The following is an 18,003-nucleotide window of genomic DNA, read 5'->3' on the forward strand; positions in this document are numbered from 1 at the left end:
TCGTCCACCGCCCACCCATTCTGATATTGAGGTTGCCATGACCACCACTGTTGTTATCCCCGCGCCTCGGCCCGACAAGACGGCCGAGCCGGTGATTGAAAATACCTTTTTCTGGCCTGCGGTTGACCCGATAAAACTGCGCGAATTGCTGCGCCTTGAGGGAACCGTCACCGCCGAGCGCCTGCGTTTTACCATCAAGGGCGCAATCGCCGAGGTTAACGCCGAACTGTACGAGTACCGCCGTGACCAGATGGCGACTGGTTTTAAAACACTGGCCGAGGTGCAAGCCGAGCAACTGGACGGTGAAAGCATCCTGTTGGCCGAGTACCAGCGGGCAGTCTGTGCCATTACGGCCGCACTGCTGGCCGAGCGTTATCGCGGTTATGACGCCAGCGCGCGCGGTGATAAACGTGCGGAGGCCATTGAAAGCACGGTTGATGAGTTGTGGCGTGATGCGCGGATTAGCATTCGTAACATTGCCGGTAAGTCCCACAGCATTATTGGCCTTATCTGATGCGGGTTTACGCGTTGCAAGGCGACACGCTCGACGCACTGTGCTGGCGGCATTACGGCCGCACACAAGATGTGCTTGAGCAAGTCTATGACGCAAATCCGGGGCTGTCGGAACTGGGGGCCATTCTGCCCCACGGCTATCCGGTGGAGTTACCCGACATGGCCCCGGCGGCCCAACGTGAAACCGTTCAATTATGGGATTGAAAATGGAGAAAATCAGCTCTGCATTAGCGTATGTTTTTGCGCTGCTGTTAGCGTTTATTGGCGCACTGAGTCCGCAAGATATTGCGTTTTATGTGGCGGCGCTGGCTGCTGCGGCGACCTGTCTTATTAACTGGTATTACCGGCGCAAGAGTTATTTCTTGCTGAAAGAACTGAGTATTAGGCGGGAGGTGTTCGATGAACTCAATCGTTAAGCGCTGTCTGGTCGGGGTCATTCTGGCACTGGCCGCCACCTTGCCAAATTACCAAACCTTAAAAACATCGGCTGCCGGGCTAAAACTGATTGCCGATTATGAGGGCTGCCAGCTCAACGCCTACCAATGCAGCGCCAACGTTTGGACAAACGGCATCGGTCACACCGCCGGAGTGAAGCCGGGCAGCGTTATCAGTGAGCGACAGGTGGCGGTCAATCTGGTGGCTGACGTGCAGCGGGTTGAGCGGGCAATAGCGGTGTGTATGCCGCTTGTTATGCCGCAACCGGTGTATGACGCGGTGGTATCGTTTGCCTTTAACGTCGGCACCGGTGCGGCTTGTCGCTCGACGCTAGCCTCTTATGTCAACAAGGGCGACTGGCGCAGCGCCTGCAATCAGTTGCCGCGCTGGGTGTATGTCAACGGCGTGAAAAGCAAAGGGCTGGAACGTCGCCGCACCACTGAACAAACACACTGCCTGAGCGGGGTCTGATATGCGCACAATAGTCATTTTATACCTTTCGATGATGGGGCTGCTGGCGTGGCATGCCCATAATCTGAAAAAAGATTTAGACAGCGCCCAACTGGTGATTGGCACTTTATCCGCTGGGATTGAGAGCCGGGACAACGCGATCACCCGCCTGCAAGATGAGGCCCGACAACAGGCAGACAATGAGCGGGCATTACGGCAATCACTGAGTCATGCCAGCACTTTGTCATTGTCCCGTGAACAGAAAATACAGAGGTTACTCAATGAAAATAAAGTCCTACGCGATTGGTTTAATACTGCTTTGCCTGCTGATGTTATCCGGCTGCACCAGCGCCCCGCGTTCGCCAGCCCCAACGATTATTTACGTTGGCTGTCCGACGGTGAACAGTTGCCCGCTGCCGGGCAGTAGTCCGGCGGTTAATGGTGATTTAAGTGCCGATATCCGCCAGTTAGAAACCGCATTGGTGGCCTGCGGGCTGCAAGTGGAAGCCGTGAAACAGTGTCAGGAACAGCATCATGTTAAAACCCAAACTGCTACGCCAAGCCTTAACCGACAGTCTGCCGCTGTTACAGACTAACCCGGAACGGCTGAAAATGTTTGTTGATGGCGGGCGCATTGTCTCAACGTTGGCCCCGTCGCTCTCTTTTGAAAATCAATATACGCTGACACTGTTTATTGAGGATTTCCCCAGTGATGTTGATTATCTCTTTGTGCCAATACTGGCATGGCTGCGGGAGCATCAACCGGACATTATGGCAACAGAAGAAAAGCGCCGCACCGGCTTTATTCATAAGGTTGATGTCATTAGCGATGTACTAAGTGATATCCGTATCGACCTGCAACTGACTGAGCGGGCCATTGTGAAAGAGATAGACGGCGCACTGCATGTTAACCATGCGCTGGAGCCACAATTGCTTGAGACGATACCCCGGCCAACGGAAATTTACTTCCACGGTGAGCGGATTAAATGAATGAGCTAAAACCCTTTGATGATGCACTGGCCGGGCTGATTGCCAACCTGACCCCCAAGGCGCGCAAAGCGCTGGCGGTCACTGTTGCTAAACGGCTGCGGGCCAGCCAGCAACAACGTATTAAACGCCAGCAAGCGCCAGACGGCACCCCGTATGCTGTCCGTAAATCTCAATCACTGCGTAAACCCAAGGGCCGGATTAAGCGGGAAATGTTCGCCAAGTTGCGCACCACGCGCTATATGAAAGCCAACAGCAGCCCTGATGAGGCGGTGGTCGAATTTGCGGGACGCGTGGAACGGATGGCGGCCGTGCATCATTTTGGCCTGCGTGACCGTCCAAACGCGCACAGCAAAGATGTGCAGTATGACGAGCGGACGTTGCTCGGTTTCAGTCAGCAAGATATTGCCATTGTCGAGCATGCCGTGATGGAAAGCCTGTCAAAGTAGAGTGTCTGTTGTCCTGTCGATGAACAAACCCGCACAAATTGCCGCCTGACCTGTTGGGCGGCATCCTTTCAGCATGAACACTCAAACTCAACTCACTGAAATTCTGCGCCTGCTGCGCAACCTTGTCCGTATTGGCACGGTGGCCGAGGTCGATCTCGACCAAGCCCTGTGCCGTGTGGCAACTGGGGACAATACCACCGGCTGGTTAAACTGGCTGACGCTGCGCGCTGGTCAATCGCGATCATGGTGGGCACCGTCCGAGGGTGAGCAGGTGTTGATATTGTCCCTCGGTGGCGAACTGGACACCGCCTTTGTGCTGCCGGGCATTTTCTCTGATGACTTCCCGCCGCCGTCGGCCTCGGCCAATGGCCTGTATCTCGCTTTTCCTGACGGTGCCACGTTGCACTATGAACCGGACAGCGGCGAGTTGCTGGCTGACGGTATCAAAACGGCGGTTATCAATGCGGGTGATTCGGTCACTGTTACCGCACCCAACATCACCTGTGCCGCCTCGGTCAAAATCCTTTTAGACACACCAGAAGTGGAATGCACTAACAACCTGACCACCGCCACCTTGAATGTGACCCAAGGCGGCAAGATGAGCGGCAATATCACGCATACCGGCGGGAAACTTTCATCTAATGGCGTAGTGGTTGATAAGCATGACCACGGCGGAGTGCAGCGCGGTGGCAGCTATACGGAGGGGATTCAATGACCACAGCAAAATACCTCGGCATGAACCGCAACGCCGGGCAAACCATTACCGACGCTGACCATATCAGCCAGTCAATTGCAGACATTCTGATTACCCCGGTGGGGTCACGTGTGATGCGTCGCGCCTATGGTTCGCTGCTCTCGGAGTTGATTGACCAGCCGCAAAATCCGGCCCTGCGCCTGCAAATCATGGCCGCCAGTTACAGCGCTATTTTGCGCTGGGAGCCGAGGGTCAAGCTGACTGGCATCACCTTTGATACCACCTTTGACGGAAAAATGGTGGTTGATATCACCGGCACCCGCACAGACAGCGCGGCCCCCCTTTCTTTAACTATTCCTGTGAGCTGACCCTATGGCAACCATTGACCTGAGCCTGTTACCGCCGCCGTTTGTGGTGGAAGAACTGGATTATGAAACCCTGCTGGCCGAGCGCAAAGCGACGCTGATTTCTCTGTATCCAGAAGAACAGCGCGCCGCTGTGGCCCGCACTCTATCGCTGGAATCGGAGCCGCTGGTCAAGCTGTTGCAGGAAAACGCTTACCGTGAGGTGATATTGCGTCAGCGTGTCAATGATGCGGCCCGCGCGGTGATGGTGGCTTATGCCGTCGGCAGCGATTTAGACCAGCTCGGCGCGAATAACAACGTTGCGCGGCTGGTGATTACCCCGGCAGACCCCACCGCCATTCCGCCGATTGAGGCGGTGATGGAATCTGACAGTGATTTCCGGGTGAGAATTCCACAGGCTTTCGAGGGCTTGAGTGTCGCCGGGCCGACCGGAGCCTATGAATACCATGCAAAAAGTGCTGATGGCCGGGTGGCCGATGCCTCGGCAATCAGTCCGACCCCTGCCTGTGTCACGGTCACGGTATTGTCGCGTGAGGGTAACGGCGAAGCCTCGGCCGAGTTGCTGGCTGTAGTTGAAGCCGCGCTGAATGATGAGAACACGCGGCCGGTGGCTGACCGGGTGACGGTGCAATCCGCCCGGATTGAAGATTATGAGATTGACGCGGTGCTCTATCTGCATCCGGGGCCGGAAGCGGAGCCGGTGCGGGTGGCCGCCGAGAAAAAACTGACCGCCTTTGTCACCGCACAGCGCCGTCTTGGTCGCGACATTCGCCTGTCGGCACTTTATGCCGCGCTGCATGTTGAGGGTGTCCAGCGGGCGGTGATTAATGCCCCATTGGCCGACGTGGTGCTGGATAAAACCCAAGCCGCGTATTGCACCGGCAGCACCATCACTGTCGGAGGGACGGATGACTGACCGCTTATTGCCCGTCGGTTCCTCTGCGCTGGAAGTGGCCGCCGCGCGTGCCTGCGCCGAGCTGGAAAATACCCCTGTCCCCATTCGCCAGCTGTGGAATGCCGACACCTGCCCATTGCCGCTGTTGCCCTATCTGGCGTGGGCGTGGTCGGTTGACCGCTGGGATGAGAAGTGGCCGGAAACCACCAAACGCGCGGTGGTGAACTCCTCGCAGTATGTCCACAAACACAAAGGCACCATCGGCGCAATTCGTCGGGTGGTTGAGCCATTGGGTTATCTCATCAATGTGCGCGAGTGGTGGAAGACCAACGAAACCCCCGGAACCTTTCGCCTTGATGTGGGCGTGTTAGAAACCGGCATTACCGAAGAAATGTATCAAGAGCTTGAGCGGCTGATAGACGACGCCAAGCCATGCAGCCGCCATTTAATCGGTTTGTCTATCAACCTCGACAGCAGCGGCCCGCTGTATGTAGCTGCTGGCAGTTACAGCGGTGACGAGCTGACCGTGTACCCGTATTTACCTGAAACCATAACCGTGACCGGCGAGGATTACGCCAGCGCCGCCGTCCATATTATTGATGACCTGAGAGTGAACCCATGACCGCAAAATTTTTTGCTTTACTGACCAATATCGGCGCGGCCAAGCTGGCGAACGCCACCGCCCTCGGCACCCGCTTAGAGATAACCCAAATGGCGGTCGGGGATGGCGGCGGAACCCTGCCGACCCCTAGCCCGGCACAAACCCAACTGGTGAATGAGCAGCGCCGCGCCGCCCTTAACATGCTGACCATTGACCCGATTAACACCAGTCAGATTATTGCTGAACAGGTTATCCCTGAGACTGAGGGCGGGTGGTGGATCCGGGAGATTGGCTTGCTGGATAAAGATGGTGATTTGGTTGCCATTGCCAACTGTGCCGAAACCTATAAACCGCAACTGCAAGAGGGCAGCGGCCGCACCCAAACCATTCGGGTGATTTTGATTGTCAGCAGCACGGCGGCGGTTACGTTGAAAATCGACCCGTCGGTGGTATTGGCGACGCGTAAATACGTGGATGATAAGGTGATTGAGGTTAAAATCTATGCCGATGAATTGATGACTGCACATTTAGCAGCGGTTGATCCGCATTCACAGTATGCACCCAAAGCCAGCCCCGCACTGACGGGTAAACCAACTACCCCTACACCCGCGGCGGGAGATAACACAAAACAACTGGCGAATACCGCTTTTATTCAGGCCGCCATTAACGCTTTGGGCTTGGGCAGTGCGGCTAAATTAAATTCTGGTGTCGCCAGAGGTGTTGCACTCTTTGACGATACACTCCGCGTAGTTAATGACTTAATCGAAATTAAAAACAAGGGTGAAATTGCCAAGACTAACGCAAGAATTAATCTCGGCTGTGGAACGGCGGCGGCAAAAGATGTCGGAACGGGCACAGGACAAATACCCGACATGAATTCATTCACTTCTGGCAGTGGTTGGGTGAAATATCCAGATGGCACCATTATTCAGAGGGGGCGTGCAATCAGTGTTGATACTGGTTATGCGCTGATAAATTTCCCTATTCCATTCACTGCCAGCTACACATTGGCTTTATTACCTGTTACTGCTGGAAACCCACCAACAGGGCGTTACTCAGCATTTACGGGGCCACTAGGGGACGGTAAAACAAACTTTTCATTTGCTGTTTGGGTCTTAAATTCAAATACACTCGTCACTCTCGGCACTGATTGGATCGCGATAGGAAAATAAAATGAAATATTTATTCAGTGATATTAAAAATCTATTTTTCCCTTATTCAAGCATGGACGATTATAAACAAGCAGGAATGTGGCCCGAGTCTGGTGTGGATGTTGATGAGGATATATTTGCACTTTACACAGGGGAGCCGCCAGCAGGTAAGATGCGTGGTTCTGTTGATGGAATGCCTGTCTGGGTAGATGTTTCCCCACTGCAATCATTAACCGCCGATGAACTTGCCGCCAAGGCCCGCTCTCACCGTGATGATTTTATTACTGCAACTGACCCCATGATGGTCAGCGATTATTCCATTAACGATACTCTGTTGACCAAAACAGAGCGCACCGAATTAACCACTACCCGCGCGGCCTATCGCGCATGGCCGACACAGGAAAACTGGCCGCTGATTGAGTTGCCCGACCTGCCGCAATGGCTATTGGTGGAAGCGGTGAATCAAGGTTATCGGGTGCCAGTCTGGCCGCCGCTGCCTGTGTGATATTTTATTATTGCCCCGATTGCGGGGCTTTTTCGTTGTACCAGCCACCACACATCCCCTATCAGATGCCCCTCGCGCAGTAAATCGTCACCATACTCTCACCCTTAACCAACGGAGAGTTACCCCATGGGTGATTATCATCACGGCGTCCGTGTCATCGAAATCAACGACGGCACTCGCGTCATTTCCACTGTGTCCACTGCCATTGTCGGCATGGTCTGCACCGGCGAGGATGCCGACGCGGCAACATTCCCCCTCAACACCCCGGTACTGATTACCAATGTGTTAGCCGCCGCCGGTAAGGCCGGTAAAAAAGGCACACTGGCCGCGTCATTGCTAGCCATCGCAGAACAGGCCCGCCCAGTGACCATTGTTGTTCGTGTCGCTACCGGTAAAGATGAGGCCGAAACCACGTCTAATATTATCGGCGGCGCTGACGAGAACGGCCGCTACACCGGCATGAAAGCGTTATTAGATGCGCAATCAGTCACCGGTGTGCGCCCGCGCATTCTCGGTGTGCCGGGGCTGGATAATCTGGCGGTATCGACGGCACTGGCGGACATTTGTCAGAAGCTGCGCGCCTTTGGTTATATCAGCGCCTATGGCTGCAAAACCCTTTCTGAAGCCATTTTGTACCGTGACAATTTCAGCCAGCGTGAGCTGATGCTAATTTGGCCGGATTTTCTGAGCTGGAACACTATCGCGAATAGCACCGATATTGCTTATGCGACTGCCCGCGCGCTGGGTCTGCGCGCCAAGATTGACAACGATACGGGCTGGCATAAAACCCTGTCTAACGTCGGGGTGAATGGCGTCACCGGTATCAGTGCCAGCGTCTACTGGGATTTGCAAACCGTTGGCACAGATGCCGACCTGCTAAACCAAGCCTGTGTCACAACGCTCATCCGTAAAGACGGCTTCAAGTTTTGGGGTTCGCGTACCTGCTCTGATGATCCGTTATTTGCTTTCGAGAACTACACCCGCACCGCCCAAATTCTGGCTGACACCATGGCCGAGGCGCAATTATGGGCGATTGACCGCCCGATGCACCCGACGCTAGTTAAAGACATGATTGGCAGTATCAACGCCAAATTCCGCGAAATGAAATCTGCCGGGCTGATTATTGACGGCGCTTGCTGGTATGACGACAGCGCCAACGATAAAGACACCCTGAAAGCAGGCAAGCTGTTTATCGATTACGACTATACGCCAGTGCCACCACTGGAAGACCTCACCTTACGCCAGCGCATCACCGATAAATATCTGGTGAACTTTGCCGCTGCCGTCAACAGCTAAGGAAACCTGATTTATGGCACTGCCACGTAAGTTGAAATTAATGAATCTGTTTAACGATGGCCGCGATTACATGGGGATCGTGTCCTCAATTACGCTGCCAAAACTCACGCGCAAGCTGGAGAACTATCGCGGCGGCGGGATGAATGGTGTTGCGCCGATTGATTTGGGGCTGGATGACGATGCGTTATCCATGGAGTGGTCAATGGGCGGTCTTGACGAGTTTGTGTTGCAGCAATGGGGCGCGCCCAAGGTTGATGCGGTTCCGCTGCGTTTTGCGGGCGCTTATCAGCGTGACGACACCGGCGAAGTCACCGCAGTAGAAGTCGAAATCCGTGGTCGTCATAAAGAGATTGATGGCGGCGAATCCAAGCAAGGAGAAGACACCGAAACCAAGGTATCCACCCAGTGCACTTACTACAAGCTGACCATTGACGGCAAGGTGGTAATGGAGATTGACGTGGTTAACCTGATTGAAATCGTTAACGGCGTAGATCTGCTGGAAGCCCAACGCAAGGCCATTGGCCGCTAACCCTGACGGCCAGCGCTCACCCGCTGGCCCTCCCTAATTTAATTGGAAAAAACCATGAAAAAAGTGACTGCGAAAACTGAACCCGCCGCCGAGGTTAACGAGAATGTGGTGGTACTGGAAACCCCACTCAAACGTGGCGATACCCTGATTACTGAAATTGAAGTTTATCGTCCCAATGCAGGGTCATTGCGTGGGGTGCGACTGTCAGATGTCGCCCATTCTGATGTGGATGCATTGATTATTGTGTTACCCCGTATCACGTCACCGACACTGACCGCCGCCGAATGTGGCCGTTTAGAACTGCCAGACCTTGTGGCACTGGCGGGCAAGGTGATTGGTTTTTTGTCGCCGAAACAGGGGGCGTAACGCTCGACCCAAAATTGGAAGTTGACGACCTGATGGCGGATATTGCCGCCATTTTTCATTGGCCGCCGTCAGAGCTTTGGGCCTTGAGTCTCACCGAGCTGGTGCGCTGGCGTCATAAAGCCCTGCTAAGAAGTGGAGCCGTAAACCATGAGTAAGAGCTTACAGCTACAGGTATTGCTCAAAGCCGTAGACCAAGCCACCCGCCCATTTAAAGCGATTCAAACCGCCAGTAAATCCCTCACTGGCGATATTCGCAACACGCAAAGCAGCATTAAATCGCTCGATGCGCAGGCGGCGAAGATTGACGGTTTCCGCAAGGCCAGCGGCCAACTGGCCGTCACCGGGCAGGCATTGAAAAAAGCCAAAGAAGACGCGGCGGCGTTGGCTATTGCCTTTAAAAACACCGAGAAACCCACCGCCCAACAAGCCCGACTAATGGAGGGAGCCAAGCGCGCAGCAGCCGAACTGCAAACCAAATACAACGGGCTGCGCCAGTCAGTGCAGCGCCAGCGTGATGCGCTCAATGCTGACGGTATCGCGACCAAAAATCTGAGCAGTGAACAGCGCCGGTTACGCAGTAGTGCCGCCGAGGCGACAGTGGCGCTAAGTCGCCAGCGCCAAGAGTTGCAACGCTTGAGCCAGAAACAGGAACAACTCAACCGTATCAGTCAGCGTTATCAAAAAGGCAAGGCCGCCACCGCTACGGTGCGTAATGTGGGCGCGGCCAGTCTTGGCGTCGCAACGGCTGGACTGTATGGCGCGGCAAAACTGATTGCGCCGGGTATGGAGTTTGACAGCCAGATGTCCGGTACGCAGGCGATTTTAGGGCTGGATAAAAACGACGCCAAACTGGCGGCCATTCGCCAACAGGCGCGGGATATCGGCGGTTCCACTGCATTTTCCCCGACGGATGTGGCACGAACCCAAGACACGCTGGCCCGTTCCGGCTATGACGCTGACGCCATTCTGGCGGCAACTGAACCGACGGTTAACCTGTCGCTGGCGTCTGGTGTGGATATCGCCGAGGCGGCCGATATTGTCACCAACATGCAATCAGCCTTTAACCTGCCGTTAGACCAGATTAAGCGTGTCTCGGATGTGATGGCGAAAGGCTTTACCAGCTCAAACACCAACCTGTTAGAGCTGGGCGAGGCGATGAAATATGTCGCTCCGATTGCCGAGGCCGCCGGGGCCAGCATTGAAGACACCACTGCGTTACTCGGTGTGCTGGCCGATAACGGCATTAAAGGCAGTATGGCCGGAACCAGTACCAGCGCGGTGTTTAGCCGGTTGCAGGCACCCGTCGGTAAAGCGCCGGAAGCCTTGCGTGAACTGGGAATAACGACACGCGACAACAAAGGCAACATGTTGCCGGTAGAGAAAATCCTCAAAGATATTGACCGTTCGTTTAAAAAGAACAAGCTCGGCACCGCGCAGCAAGCCGAATACCTGAAAGTGATATTCGGTGAGGAAGCCATGAAAGGCGCGGTGAAACTGGTGGCCGCTGCCGGTAATGGCAAGCTGGCGGAGAAACAAAGTAAGCTGAAAAATGCCGATGGCACCGCGCAATCTATCGCCACGGTCAGAATGGATAACCTCGACGGCGACCTGAAAAACCTGAGTTCGGCATGGGAAGACTTAGAAATTGAAGTCTTTGAAAAGCAAGATTCCGCGCTGCGTAAGCTGACCGTCACCACTACCGGCTGGCTAGTTAAGGTGGCGGCATGGGCTAAGAAAAACCCTGAACTGGTTGGCACCATTACCAAAGTGACCGGCGCAGCGTTGGCGCTGGTCGCTGGGCTGGGTGCGTTGGGGTTAATTGCATGGCCGGTGATGGCCGGATTTAACCTGTTGTTGGCGGGGGCCAGCCTGCTCAGTACCGGGTTTTCCCTGATGGCCGGAACCATTGCCACGGCACTCACCGCGCTGACATGGCCGATAGCCGCCGTGGTCGCGGTCATTGTGGCCGGTGGGCTGCTTATCCGTAAATGTTGGGAGCCTATCAGCGCCTTTATTGCGGGCGTGGCCGAGGGGTTTACCGCTGCCATGGGGCCAATCAGTGCCGCCTTTGAGCCGCTCAAGCCGGTGTTTAACTGGTTTAGTGACAAAGTAAAACAGCTTGCCAACTGGTTTACTGACCTGATTAAACCGGTCAAAGCTACGCAGGAAACCTTGGACACGGCCACCAACGCGGGCAAGTTATTTGGCGAAGGGCTGGCGGCGGCGCTCAGTCTGCCGATGGATGCGCTGAACACTCTGCGCAGTGGCATTGATTGGGTACTGGAAAAGCTCGGCATTATTGACACCAAGTCAGACGGGCTGGCCGATAAAGTCCCGAAAGATAACCCTTACGCGGGCGGCTATTCACCCAGTGGCGGCGTGCTGTATGGCGGTTATCAGCCGGTCAGTGCTAATGCCGGTACCACTATCGTTGATAGCAGTGTTACCACCAACGATATCAAGATAACCATTCCACCGGGCATGAGCCGACAAGATGCCGAGCGAATGATGACCAATGCGCTGGCTAAGAACGAACGGGATAAGCGCGCCCGTCAGCGCGGCCAAATGGAGAGCGATTAATCATGATGTTATCACTGGGTTTATTTGTCTTTATGCGCCAGACCACGCCCTATCAAACCATGGCCCGTAACATTGATTACCGTTGGCCGACTAACAGCCGCGTGGGTTTACGCCCATCCGCGCAATTTCTTGGCGTCGACAGTGAAAAAATCACCCTGTCTGGAGTGTTGTTGCCAGAGTTGACAGGGGGCCGACTGTCATTGCTGACCCTTGAGGCGATGGCTGACCAAGGCAAGGCTTGGCCGCTGGTTGAGGGCAGTGGCATGATTTACGGCATGTTTGTGATTGAGAGCCTGAGCCAGACCGGCGCGTTGTTTTTTGAAGACGGTAGCGCTCGGCGTATTGAGTTCACCCTCAACCTGTTGCGGGTGGATGAGTCGTTAACGGCCATGTTCGGCGACCTGCAGCAACAAGCTGACGAGTTACTGGGTAAGGCGACGGAAATGACCGGCAAGGCGCAGACGGCTATCGGGGGATTCTTCTCATGATGACCGGCATGGCACTACCGGCGGGTGCGGATATGGCCCCGGATTTTATGCTGAATATTAATCAAAAAGATATCACGCAGAATATCCGTGACCGTTTGCTCTCACTGAGTCTGACCGATAACCGAGGCTTTGAGGCTGACCAGCTCGATGTGGAACTGGATGACGCAGACGGACAGCTTGCCATGCCGGAACGGGGCGCGGTGCTGTCGGTGTTCTTGGGCTGGAAAGGGTCGGCCTTGATTGGCAAAGGCGATTTCACCGTGGATGAGGTCGAGCATCATGGCGCGCCGGATACGCTGATTATTCGCGCGCGCAGTGCTGATTTTCGTGGTTCGCTCAATACGCGGCGGGAAGTCTCTTATCATGAAACTACGCTGGGAAAAGTCGTGGCGCAGGTGGCCGAGCGTAATAACCTGAAAGCCATGCTGGCCGAGGGGCTAGCAGATATTGCTATTTCCCATATCGACCAGACCCAAGAAACAGACGCCAAGTTTATCACCCGGTTAGCCTCGCTCAATGGCGCAGTGGCCGCCGTCAAAGCTGGGCGCTTGTTGTTTATCAAGCCGGGCAGTGGTGTTACTGCCACTGGTAAACCTATTCCGCAGATGACTATCACCCGGCAAGATGGCGACCAGCACAGTTTTAGTATTGCTGACCGGGGCGCGTATACCGGTGTGAGCGCCAGTTGGTTGCACACCAAAGACCCCAAACCGGCCAAGCCGAAAAAGGTTAAGTTGCAGCGTAAGCCCAAGTTTAAACAACTCCGCGCGCTGGAACACCCCAAAGCCAAACCTACTCGCACCAAAGCAGCGACAGTAAAAAAGCCAGTGGAGGAAAAACAAGGGGATTATCTGGTGGGGTCTGAGGATAACGTTTTTGCTATTACCACGGTTTACGCCACGCAAAAAGCCGCCATGCGCGCCGCCCAGTCTAAATGGGAGAAGTTACAGCGCGGTGTGGCTGAATTCAGTATCACCCTTGCTATGGGGCGCGCTGATTTATTTCCTGAAACCCCTGTTGCGGTTAGCGGCTTTAAATCGGTGATAGACCAACAGAGCTGGATAATCAGCAAGGTAGCACACAGCCTGAGCAACAGCGGCTACACCACCCAATTGTCTCTCGAAGTGTTGTTGTCGGATGTCACTTATGAGGCCTTAGAGTAGCCGCGTTCAACTAATTGATATTTGTTTCACAAATGCGAACACTGGTGATAAGATCAGCATAATTACTGAATATGCAGTTTCGGAGGTAAATATGATGCATTGCCCACGCTGTAAATTTGCAGCACACGCGAGATCCAGTCGTTACCTTAGTGACGAAACGAAAGAACGCTATCACCAGTGCACCAATATTAATTGCGGTAAAACCTTTAAGACCCATGAAACTATCGTTGAAACGATAATGGAACCGGGAATAATTAATGCTGTACCGCCCCACCCTAAAGGGAATCAAGGCGTGTTGTGGATGTAATTAAAGAAGCCTGCGAATTGCAGGTTTTTTTATATCAAAATTCTGTGTAATTAATATCTTGTTGGGGATAACTGGCGGTTTATCGTGCTTGCTGCGGGGTGAAGCTTTTAAGGTGAGAAAAGTGCCGTAGACACAATGTAGTCATTTTGTAGTCACTCTGCTGCCACTTGCCGAATCTCAGAAACAAAAAAACCGCCTCACGGCGGTTAACGACATACTCATACTACTTTGTTTTACTTAGACTATTTTCCATGGTGCCCGGGGCGGGACTTGAACCCGCACAGCCATAAGCCGAGGGATTTTAAATCCCTTGTGTCTACCGATTTCACCACCCGGGCTCTGGAAAACTGGAGGCGCGTCCCGGAGTCGAACCGAGGTAGACGGATTTGCAATCCGTAGCATGGCCACTCTGCCAACGCGCCTTATTCTTCTTTGCCTTACTGCTGAGGTTCGCTTGTCGCCAACCTACTAATTTGGAGCGGGAAACGAGACTCGAACTCGCGACCCCGACCTTGGCAAGGTCGTGCTCTACCAACTGAGCTATTCCCGCAACATCAGAACTTACTGATTCTTTTGCTATCTTTCGACATTTCGTTGCTGCCGTCTGATGCGATGCATTCTACTTACCTGACGCAATGAGTCAATAAAATTATCTGACTAATGTGTTCGTTTGCTGCTTTTTGCGGCGCTTCGATCAAGGTTCGAGCAAATCTTTCCAGGCAGCGTTTAAATATTGGAACATTGACCAAAAAGTAAGTACTGCAGCAATGTAGAGTAAAACAAAACTAGCCAGCTCTACATTATGGTCTGGCCGCCAAAGTAAGCCGACCAACGATCCCATTTGGGCCGTCGTTTTAACCTTACCAATCCATGAAACAGCAACACTACTGCGCTTGCCAATTTCAGCCATCCATTCCCTGAGAGAGGAAATGATGATTTCACGGGCAATCATAGTCGCTGCCGGTAGTGTAATCCACCAGACATGGTAATGTTCAGCAACCAACACTAATGCGATGGCTACCATAACTTTATCCGCTACGGGATCGAGAAAAGCACCGAAGCGAGTTGTCTGTTTCCAGCGGCGAGCTAAAAACCCATCAAACCAATCGGTTGCTGCTGCAAACACAAAGATGATGGCACAAACCATCGGAGCCCAAACGAATGGCAGATAAAATGCCAGAACAAAGAATGGGATGAGTACAACGCGAAACAGGGTAAGCCAAGTCGGTATATTCAATTGCATAATGCTACGATAACTATCTGGCTGGTGTGGATATTATGAGTATGGTGCAACATTAGCTTCAGTGTTTCAATGCATTGTAGATTTTTTCTGCCAATGCTTGTGAAATACTCGGCACTTTTGCAATTTCCTCGACGCTTGCGTTAAGTAAAGGTTGAAGTCCCCCCATATACTTCAGCAGTATTTGCCTTCGTTTAGGGCCTACTCCCTCTATCATTTCTAATGCACTAGTGTTTTTTACTTTTGAACGGCGCTGCCGATGCCCGGTTATCGCATGATTATGAGAATCATCACGAATATGTTGAATCAAATGCAAAGCTGGAGAATCGGGTGGCAATGAGAACCCCTCACCCTCTGCCGCCAGAAACAATGTCTCCAACCCCGCTTTTCGATCACTTCCTTTAGCGACACCGACTAATAGCGGTTTGTGCTTATCCCACGGTACATTCAATGAGGCAAAAACGTCAAAAGCCTGCGATAGCTGCCCTTTTCCGCCATCTATAAAAATAACGTCGGGAATTTTTTTATCATCTAGTGCTTTGCCATAACGACGTTTAAGCACTTGAGACATCGCAGCATAATCATCACCGGGGGTGATGCCACTAATATTGTAGCGTCTATATTCAGAACGTACAGGCCCATTTGCATCAAATACAACACAAGATGCTACAGTCTGTTCTCCCATCGTATGACTGATATCAAAACATTCCATCCGATTTATCTCATCCAAATTAAGAATTTTCGCTAATTCTTTCATTCGTTGATGGATGGTTGATTGCTGAGACAGACGTGTCACTAATGCCGTTGAAGCATTAGTGCGAGCAAGTTTTAGATAACGAGCGCGATCACCTCGAGGGCGGCTTTGAATCTGGATTTTTCTCCCTGCTAGTTCAGAAAGTGAGGCAGCCAGCAGATCTTTTTCTACCAAGTTAAAATCTAGCAAAATCTCACCTGGTAGTGTGCGTCCTTGGCTGCCTTGCAAGTAAAATTGCCCAACAAACGTTTGGACAACCTCACTCAATTCAGTGCCTGCAGGCACTTTAGGGAAATAACTTCGGCTCCCCAGTACCTTACCTTGTCGGATGAATAACACATGCACGCAGGCTAGTCCTGCATCAAATGCCACACCAATGACATCGAGGTCCTCACTGTCGCCAGAAACAAACTGCTGTTCAGTGACTCGCCGTACCGCCTGTATTTGATCACGAATACGCGCAGCATCCTCAAAATGGAGCGATTGGCTGGCTTCCTCCATGCGAGAAATGAGTTGCGTCAAAACCTGTTGATCTTTGCCCGATAGGAATAAGCGAACATAATCTACCTGACGCTGATATTCTTCATCACTGACTAGTCCTACCACACAGGGTCCGGAACAACGGCCAATTTGATATTGCAAACAAGGTCGTGAGCGATTGCGATAGACGCTATTTTCGCATTGTCTTACAGGAAAGAGTTTTTGCAATAGTGCCAAAGTTTCACGAACAGCATAGGAATTAGGAAACGGCCCGAAATACTCGCCTTTCTCATGCTTTGCCCCACGATGAATGGCAAGGCGCGGATGTTTGTCCGCGCTTAAGAAAATCAATGGATACGATTTATCATCACGTAACAACACGTTGTAACGAGGTTGGTAAAGTTTAATATAGTTATGCTCAAGCAAAAGCGCTTCCGTCTCGGTATGAGTGACGGTCACGTCAATCTGAGCAATATTCTTGACCAAAGTCTCCGTTTTGCGGCTCGCCACCTGAGCACGGAAATAACTTGTTAGGCGCTTTTTAAGATCTTTTGCCTTACCGACATAAATAACCGTCCCCGCCTTATCATACATACGGTAAACACCAGGTTGGCTGGTGACAGTTTTTAAAAACTCTTTAGAATCAAAACAATCAGTCACTATTAGATAACGTCTCCGCATTAAATAGCCCATGGCGTATAGCCAAATGGGTCAATTCAACGTCACCACTAATATTAAGCTTACTAAACATCCGGTAACGATAGCTGTTCACAGTTTTTGGACTCAGATGAAGTTGTTCCGATATCTCGTTCACCTTCTGACCTTTCGTGATCATTATCATAATTTGTAACTCACGCTCTGACAAACAGCTAAATGGTGTTTCTGTCGGTGGCTCCAACTGCCCCAATGCCATCTGCTGTGCGATATCAGAAGCAATGTATCGTTGCCCAGAATGCACTGCGCGGATAGCGGTAATAACATCTTGAGGCGCAGCACCTTTGCTCAAATAGCCACTGGCTCCGGCCTGCATAACTTTCGCAGGTAACGGGTTCTCAGTATGGATAGTTAGCATGATGACCTTGGTGTCTGGAGAAAAACGCAAAATCTTACGGGTTGCCTCCAAACCACCAATACCGGGCATATTCATATCCATCAAAACGATATCAACAATATGATTACGGCACCATTTTACCGCATCTTCACCACACTGCATCTCATCTGCTACCTTGATACCCTTGATGTCTTCAAGAATGCGTCGTATCCCTGCGCGCACCAGTTCGTGGTCATCAACAAGAAGAACGCTAATCAAAGAAAATTCTCCAAAAATAAGGGAGTAACCTAATCACGCTTTGTTTACGCCAATGATATTACTTGTTTTCGAGCCAAGAATGAATACAGAATAATTGCAAATTCATATCTATATTGTTTGACAGATATTATTTTTATCATCATCTCGACTATGTACATAAAATCGCAGGCATATCAATTAATGTCATGATAAAAAAGAAAAGTTTTTTAAGAGTTTTCCCGGCATCATTCGCGCATTCATACAAAAATAACTTATCCAACTCAGAAAGTTAATTTCCCGCAAAAAACACAACATACTGATATAACTAACAATCAGATAATTCTGCACTATTTCAAAAACTAAGAATTATTCTTAGTTTTTATTTATTACATATGACTTATTCATCATGAAAATGAGTAACTTTTGACACAAATTATACTCGATAGATAGAATAGATACGTTTTTTA

The 18,003-nt window shown here is 51.9% G+C and carries 25 protein-coding genes and 3 tRNA genes; 22 read left to right on the forward strand and 6 right to left on the reverse strand.

Translation table 11 applies throughout. The features are described from left to right. Window positions 1–37: 37 nt before the first annotated feature. From ACIOG0_RS12940 to ACIOG0_RS13045, 22 genes are all read left to right on the forward strand, one after another. Window positions 38–514: a head completion/stabilization protein gene (locus ACIOG0_RS12940; RefSeq protein WP_404704855.1), complete on the forward strand. Its 477-nt coding sequence runs from the start codon at window positions 38–40 to the stop codon at window positions 512–514. Beyond that, window positions 514–717, forward strand: a complete 204-nt coding sequence (locus tag ACIOG0_RS12945; protein ID WP_020282765.1) for a tail protein X — start codon at window positions 514–516, stop codon at window positions 715–717. The genes ACIOG0_RS12940 and ACIOG0_RS12945 overlap by 1 nt, the downstream gene beginning before the upstream one ends. Window positions 718–719: 2 nt before the next feature. Further along, complete coding sequence (locus ACIOG0_RS12950; protein WP_019079970.1) at window positions 720–929, forward strand: HP1 family phage holin; 210 nt, start codon at window positions 720–722, stop codon at window positions 927–929. Next, the gene (locus ACIOG0_RS12955) at window positions 913–1,419 is read left to right on the forward strand and encodes a lysozyme (RefSeq protein ID WP_404704856.1); all 507 of its coding nucleotides are present in this window, start codon (window positions 913–915) and stop codon (window positions 1,417–1,419) included. Before ACIOG0_RS12950 ends, ACIOG0_RS12955 begins: the two co-directional genes overlap by 17 nt. 31 nt (window positions 1,420–1,450) lie before the next feature. Then, window positions 1,451–1,825: an Rz-like lysis system protein LysB gene (lysB, locus tag ACIOG0_RS12960; protein ID WP_404705048.1), complete on the forward strand. Its 375-nt coding sequence runs from the start codon at window positions 1,451–1,453 to the stop codon at window positions 1,823–1,825. Further along, a complete protein-coding gene (gene lysC / locus ACIOG0_RS12965) occupies window positions 1,728–1,994 on the forward strand; it encodes an Rz1-like lysis system protein LysC (RefSeq protein ID WP_049610368.1) in 267 nt (88 codons plus the stop codon). The genes lysB and lysC overlap by 98 nt, the downstream gene beginning before the upstream one ends. Next, window positions 1,933–2,388: a phage tail protein gene (locus tag ACIOG0_RS12970; protein ID WP_049610369.1), complete on the forward strand. Its 456-nt coding sequence runs from the start codon at window positions 1,933–1,935 to the stop codon at window positions 2,386–2,388. The genes lysC and ACIOG0_RS12970 overlap by 62 nt, the downstream gene beginning before the upstream one ends. Beyond that, on the forward strand, window positions 2,385–2,834 hold the full coding sequence (locus ACIOG0_RS12975) for a phage virion morphogenesis protein (protein ID WP_049610372.1): 450 nt from the start codon (window positions 2,385–2,387) through the stop codon (window positions 2,832–2,834). The genes ACIOG0_RS12970 and ACIOG0_RS12975 overlap by 4 nt, the downstream gene beginning before the upstream one ends. Window positions 2,835–2,907: 73 nt before the next feature. Further along, complete coding sequence (locus tag ACIOG0_RS12980) at window positions 2,908–3,549, forward strand: phage baseplate assembly protein V (RefSeq protein ID WP_167311473.1); 642 nt, start codon at window positions 2,908–2,910, stop codon at window positions 3,547–3,549. Continuing rightward, the gene (locus ACIOG0_RS12985) at window positions 3,546–3,896 is read left to right on the forward strand and encodes a GPW/gp25 family protein (RefSeq protein WP_088130140.1); all 351 of its coding nucleotides are present in this window, start codon (window positions 3,546–3,548) and stop codon (window positions 3,894–3,896) included. The genes ACIOG0_RS12980 and ACIOG0_RS12985 overlap by 4 nt, the downstream gene beginning before the upstream one ends. Window positions 3,897–3,900: 4 nt before the next feature. After that, complete coding sequence (locus ACIOG0_RS12990) at window positions 3,901–4,809, forward strand: baseplate J/gp47 family protein (protein ID WP_404704857.1); 909 nt, start codon at window positions 3,901–3,903, stop codon at window positions 4,807–4,809. Continuing rightward, window positions 4,802–5,410, forward strand: coding sequence for a phage tail protein I (locus ACIOG0_RS12995; protein WP_404704858.1), 609 nt, complete (start codon window positions 4,802–4,804; stop codon window positions 5,408–5,410). The genes ACIOG0_RS12990 and ACIOG0_RS12995 overlap by 8 nt, the downstream gene beginning before the upstream one ends. After that, on the forward strand, window positions 5,407–6,561 hold the full coding sequence (locus tag ACIOG0_RS13000; RefSeq protein WP_404704859.1) for a phage tail protein: 1,155 nt from the start codon (window positions 5,407–5,409) through the stop codon (window positions 6,559–6,561). Before ACIOG0_RS12995 ends, ACIOG0_RS13000 begins: the two co-directional genes overlap by 4 nt. Window position 6,562: 1 nt before the next feature. Beyond that, complete coding sequence (locus ACIOG0_RS13005) at window positions 6,563–7,045, forward strand: phage tail protein (RefSeq protein WP_404704860.1); 483 nt, start codon at window positions 6,563–6,565, stop codon at window positions 7,043–7,045. Between the two features lie 126 nt (window positions 7,046–7,171). Next, the gene (locus tag ACIOG0_RS13010) at window positions 7,172–8,341 is read left to right on the forward strand and encodes a phage tail sheath protein (protein WP_404704861.1); all 1,170 of its coding nucleotides are present in this window, start codon (window positions 7,172–7,174) and stop codon (window positions 8,339–8,341) included. Window positions 8,342–8,354: 13 nt separating this feature from the next. Further along, entirely contained in the window at window positions 8,355–8,870 is a 516-nt protein-coding gene (locus ACIOG0_RS13015; RefSeq protein ID WP_108087336.1) for a phage major tail tube protein, read from the forward strand. A 54-nt stretch (window positions 8,871–8,924) separates the two neighbouring features. Beyond that, complete coding sequence (locus ACIOG0_RS13020) at window positions 8,925–9,236, forward strand: phage tail assembly protein (RefSeq protein ID WP_145590748.1); 312 nt, start codon at window positions 8,925–8,927, stop codon at window positions 9,234–9,236. A gap of 32 nt (window positions 9,237–9,268) precedes the next feature. Then, the gene (locus ACIOG0_RS13025) at window positions 9,269–9,391 is read left to right on the forward strand and encodes a GpE family phage tail protein (RefSeq protein WP_004875948.1); all 123 of its coding nucleotides are present in this window, start codon (window positions 9,269–9,271) and stop codon (window positions 9,389–9,391) included. After that, window positions 9,384–11,816 carry a phage tail tape measure protein gene (locus tag ACIOG0_RS13030; protein WP_404704862.1) on the forward strand — a complete coding sequence of 811 codons (2,433 nt, stop codon included), beginning with the start codon at window positions 9,384–9,386 and terminating at the stop codon, window positions 11,814–11,816. The genes ACIOG0_RS13025 and ACIOG0_RS13030 overlap by 8 nt, the downstream gene beginning before the upstream one ends. A 2-nt stretch (window positions 11,817–11,818) precedes the next feature. Further along, on the forward strand, window positions 11,819–12,304 hold the full coding sequence (locus ACIOG0_RS13035; protein WP_404704863.1) for a phage tail protein: 486 nt from the start codon (window positions 11,819–11,821) through the stop codon (window positions 12,302–12,304). Beyond that, window positions 12,301–13,467 (forward strand): phage late control D family protein, encoded by a 1,167-nt coding sequence (locus ACIOG0_RS13040; RefSeq protein ID WP_404704864.1) that lies wholly within the window; start codon window positions 12,301–12,303, stop codon window positions 13,465–13,467. Before ACIOG0_RS13035 ends, ACIOG0_RS13040 begins: the two co-directional genes overlap by 4 nt. 91 nt (window positions 13,468–13,558) lie before the next feature. After that, on the forward strand, window positions 13,559–13,774 hold the full coding sequence (locus ACIOG0_RS13045) for a DNA-binding transcriptional regulator (RefSeq protein WP_014609037.1): 216 nt from the start codon (window positions 13,559–13,561) through the stop codon (window positions 13,772–13,774). 252 nt (window positions 13,775–14,026) lie between these two features. On the opposite strand, the gene ACIOG0_RS13050 is transcribed toward ACIOG0_RS13045, so the two are convergent. The 6 genes from ACIOG0_RS13050 to uvrY form a co-directional block, all read right to left on the reverse strand. Continuing rightward, window positions 14,027–14,112, reverse strand: a tRNA-Leu gene (locus ACIOG0_RS13050). Window positions 14,113–14,122: 10 nt separating this feature from the next. Further along, window positions 14,123–14,196: transfer RNA gene (locus tag ACIOG0_RS13055), tRNA-Cys, on the reverse strand. A 52-nt stretch (window positions 14,197–14,248) separates the two neighbouring features. Then, a tRNA-Gly gene (locus ACIOG0_RS13060) sits at window positions 14,249–14,324 on the reverse strand. Window positions 14,325–14,468: 144 nt separating this feature from the next. After that, window positions 14,469–15,017 (reverse strand): CDP-diacylglycerol--glycerol-3-phosphate 3-phosphatidyltransferase, encoded by a 549-nt coding sequence (gene pgsA, locus ACIOG0_RS13065; RefSeq protein WP_019080796.1) that lies wholly within the window; start codon window positions 15,015–15,017, stop codon window positions 14,469–14,471. A gap of 58 nt (window positions 15,018–15,075) precedes the next feature. Next, on the reverse strand, window positions 15,076–16,908 hold the full coding sequence (uvrC, locus tag ACIOG0_RS13070) for an excinuclease ABC subunit UvrC (protein WP_050098295.1): 1,833 nt from the start codon (window positions 16,906–16,908) through the stop codon (window positions 15,076–15,078). Next, window positions 16,901–17,557, reverse strand: a complete 657-nt coding sequence (uvrY, locus tag ACIOG0_RS13075) for a UvrY/SirA/GacA family response regulator transcription factor (RefSeq protein WP_050098296.1) — start codon at window positions 17,555–17,557, stop codon at window positions 16,901–16,903. The genes uvrC and uvrY overlap by 8 nt, the downstream gene beginning before the upstream one ends. Window positions 17,558–18,003: the final 446 nt, after the last annotated feature.

The sequence above is a fragment of the Yersinia vastinensis genome (assembly GCF_044905075.1).
In the GTDB taxonomy this organism is placed as follows: Bacteria; Pseudomonadota; Gammaproteobacteria; order Enterobacterales; family Enterobacteriaceae; genus Yersinia; species Yersinia vastinensis.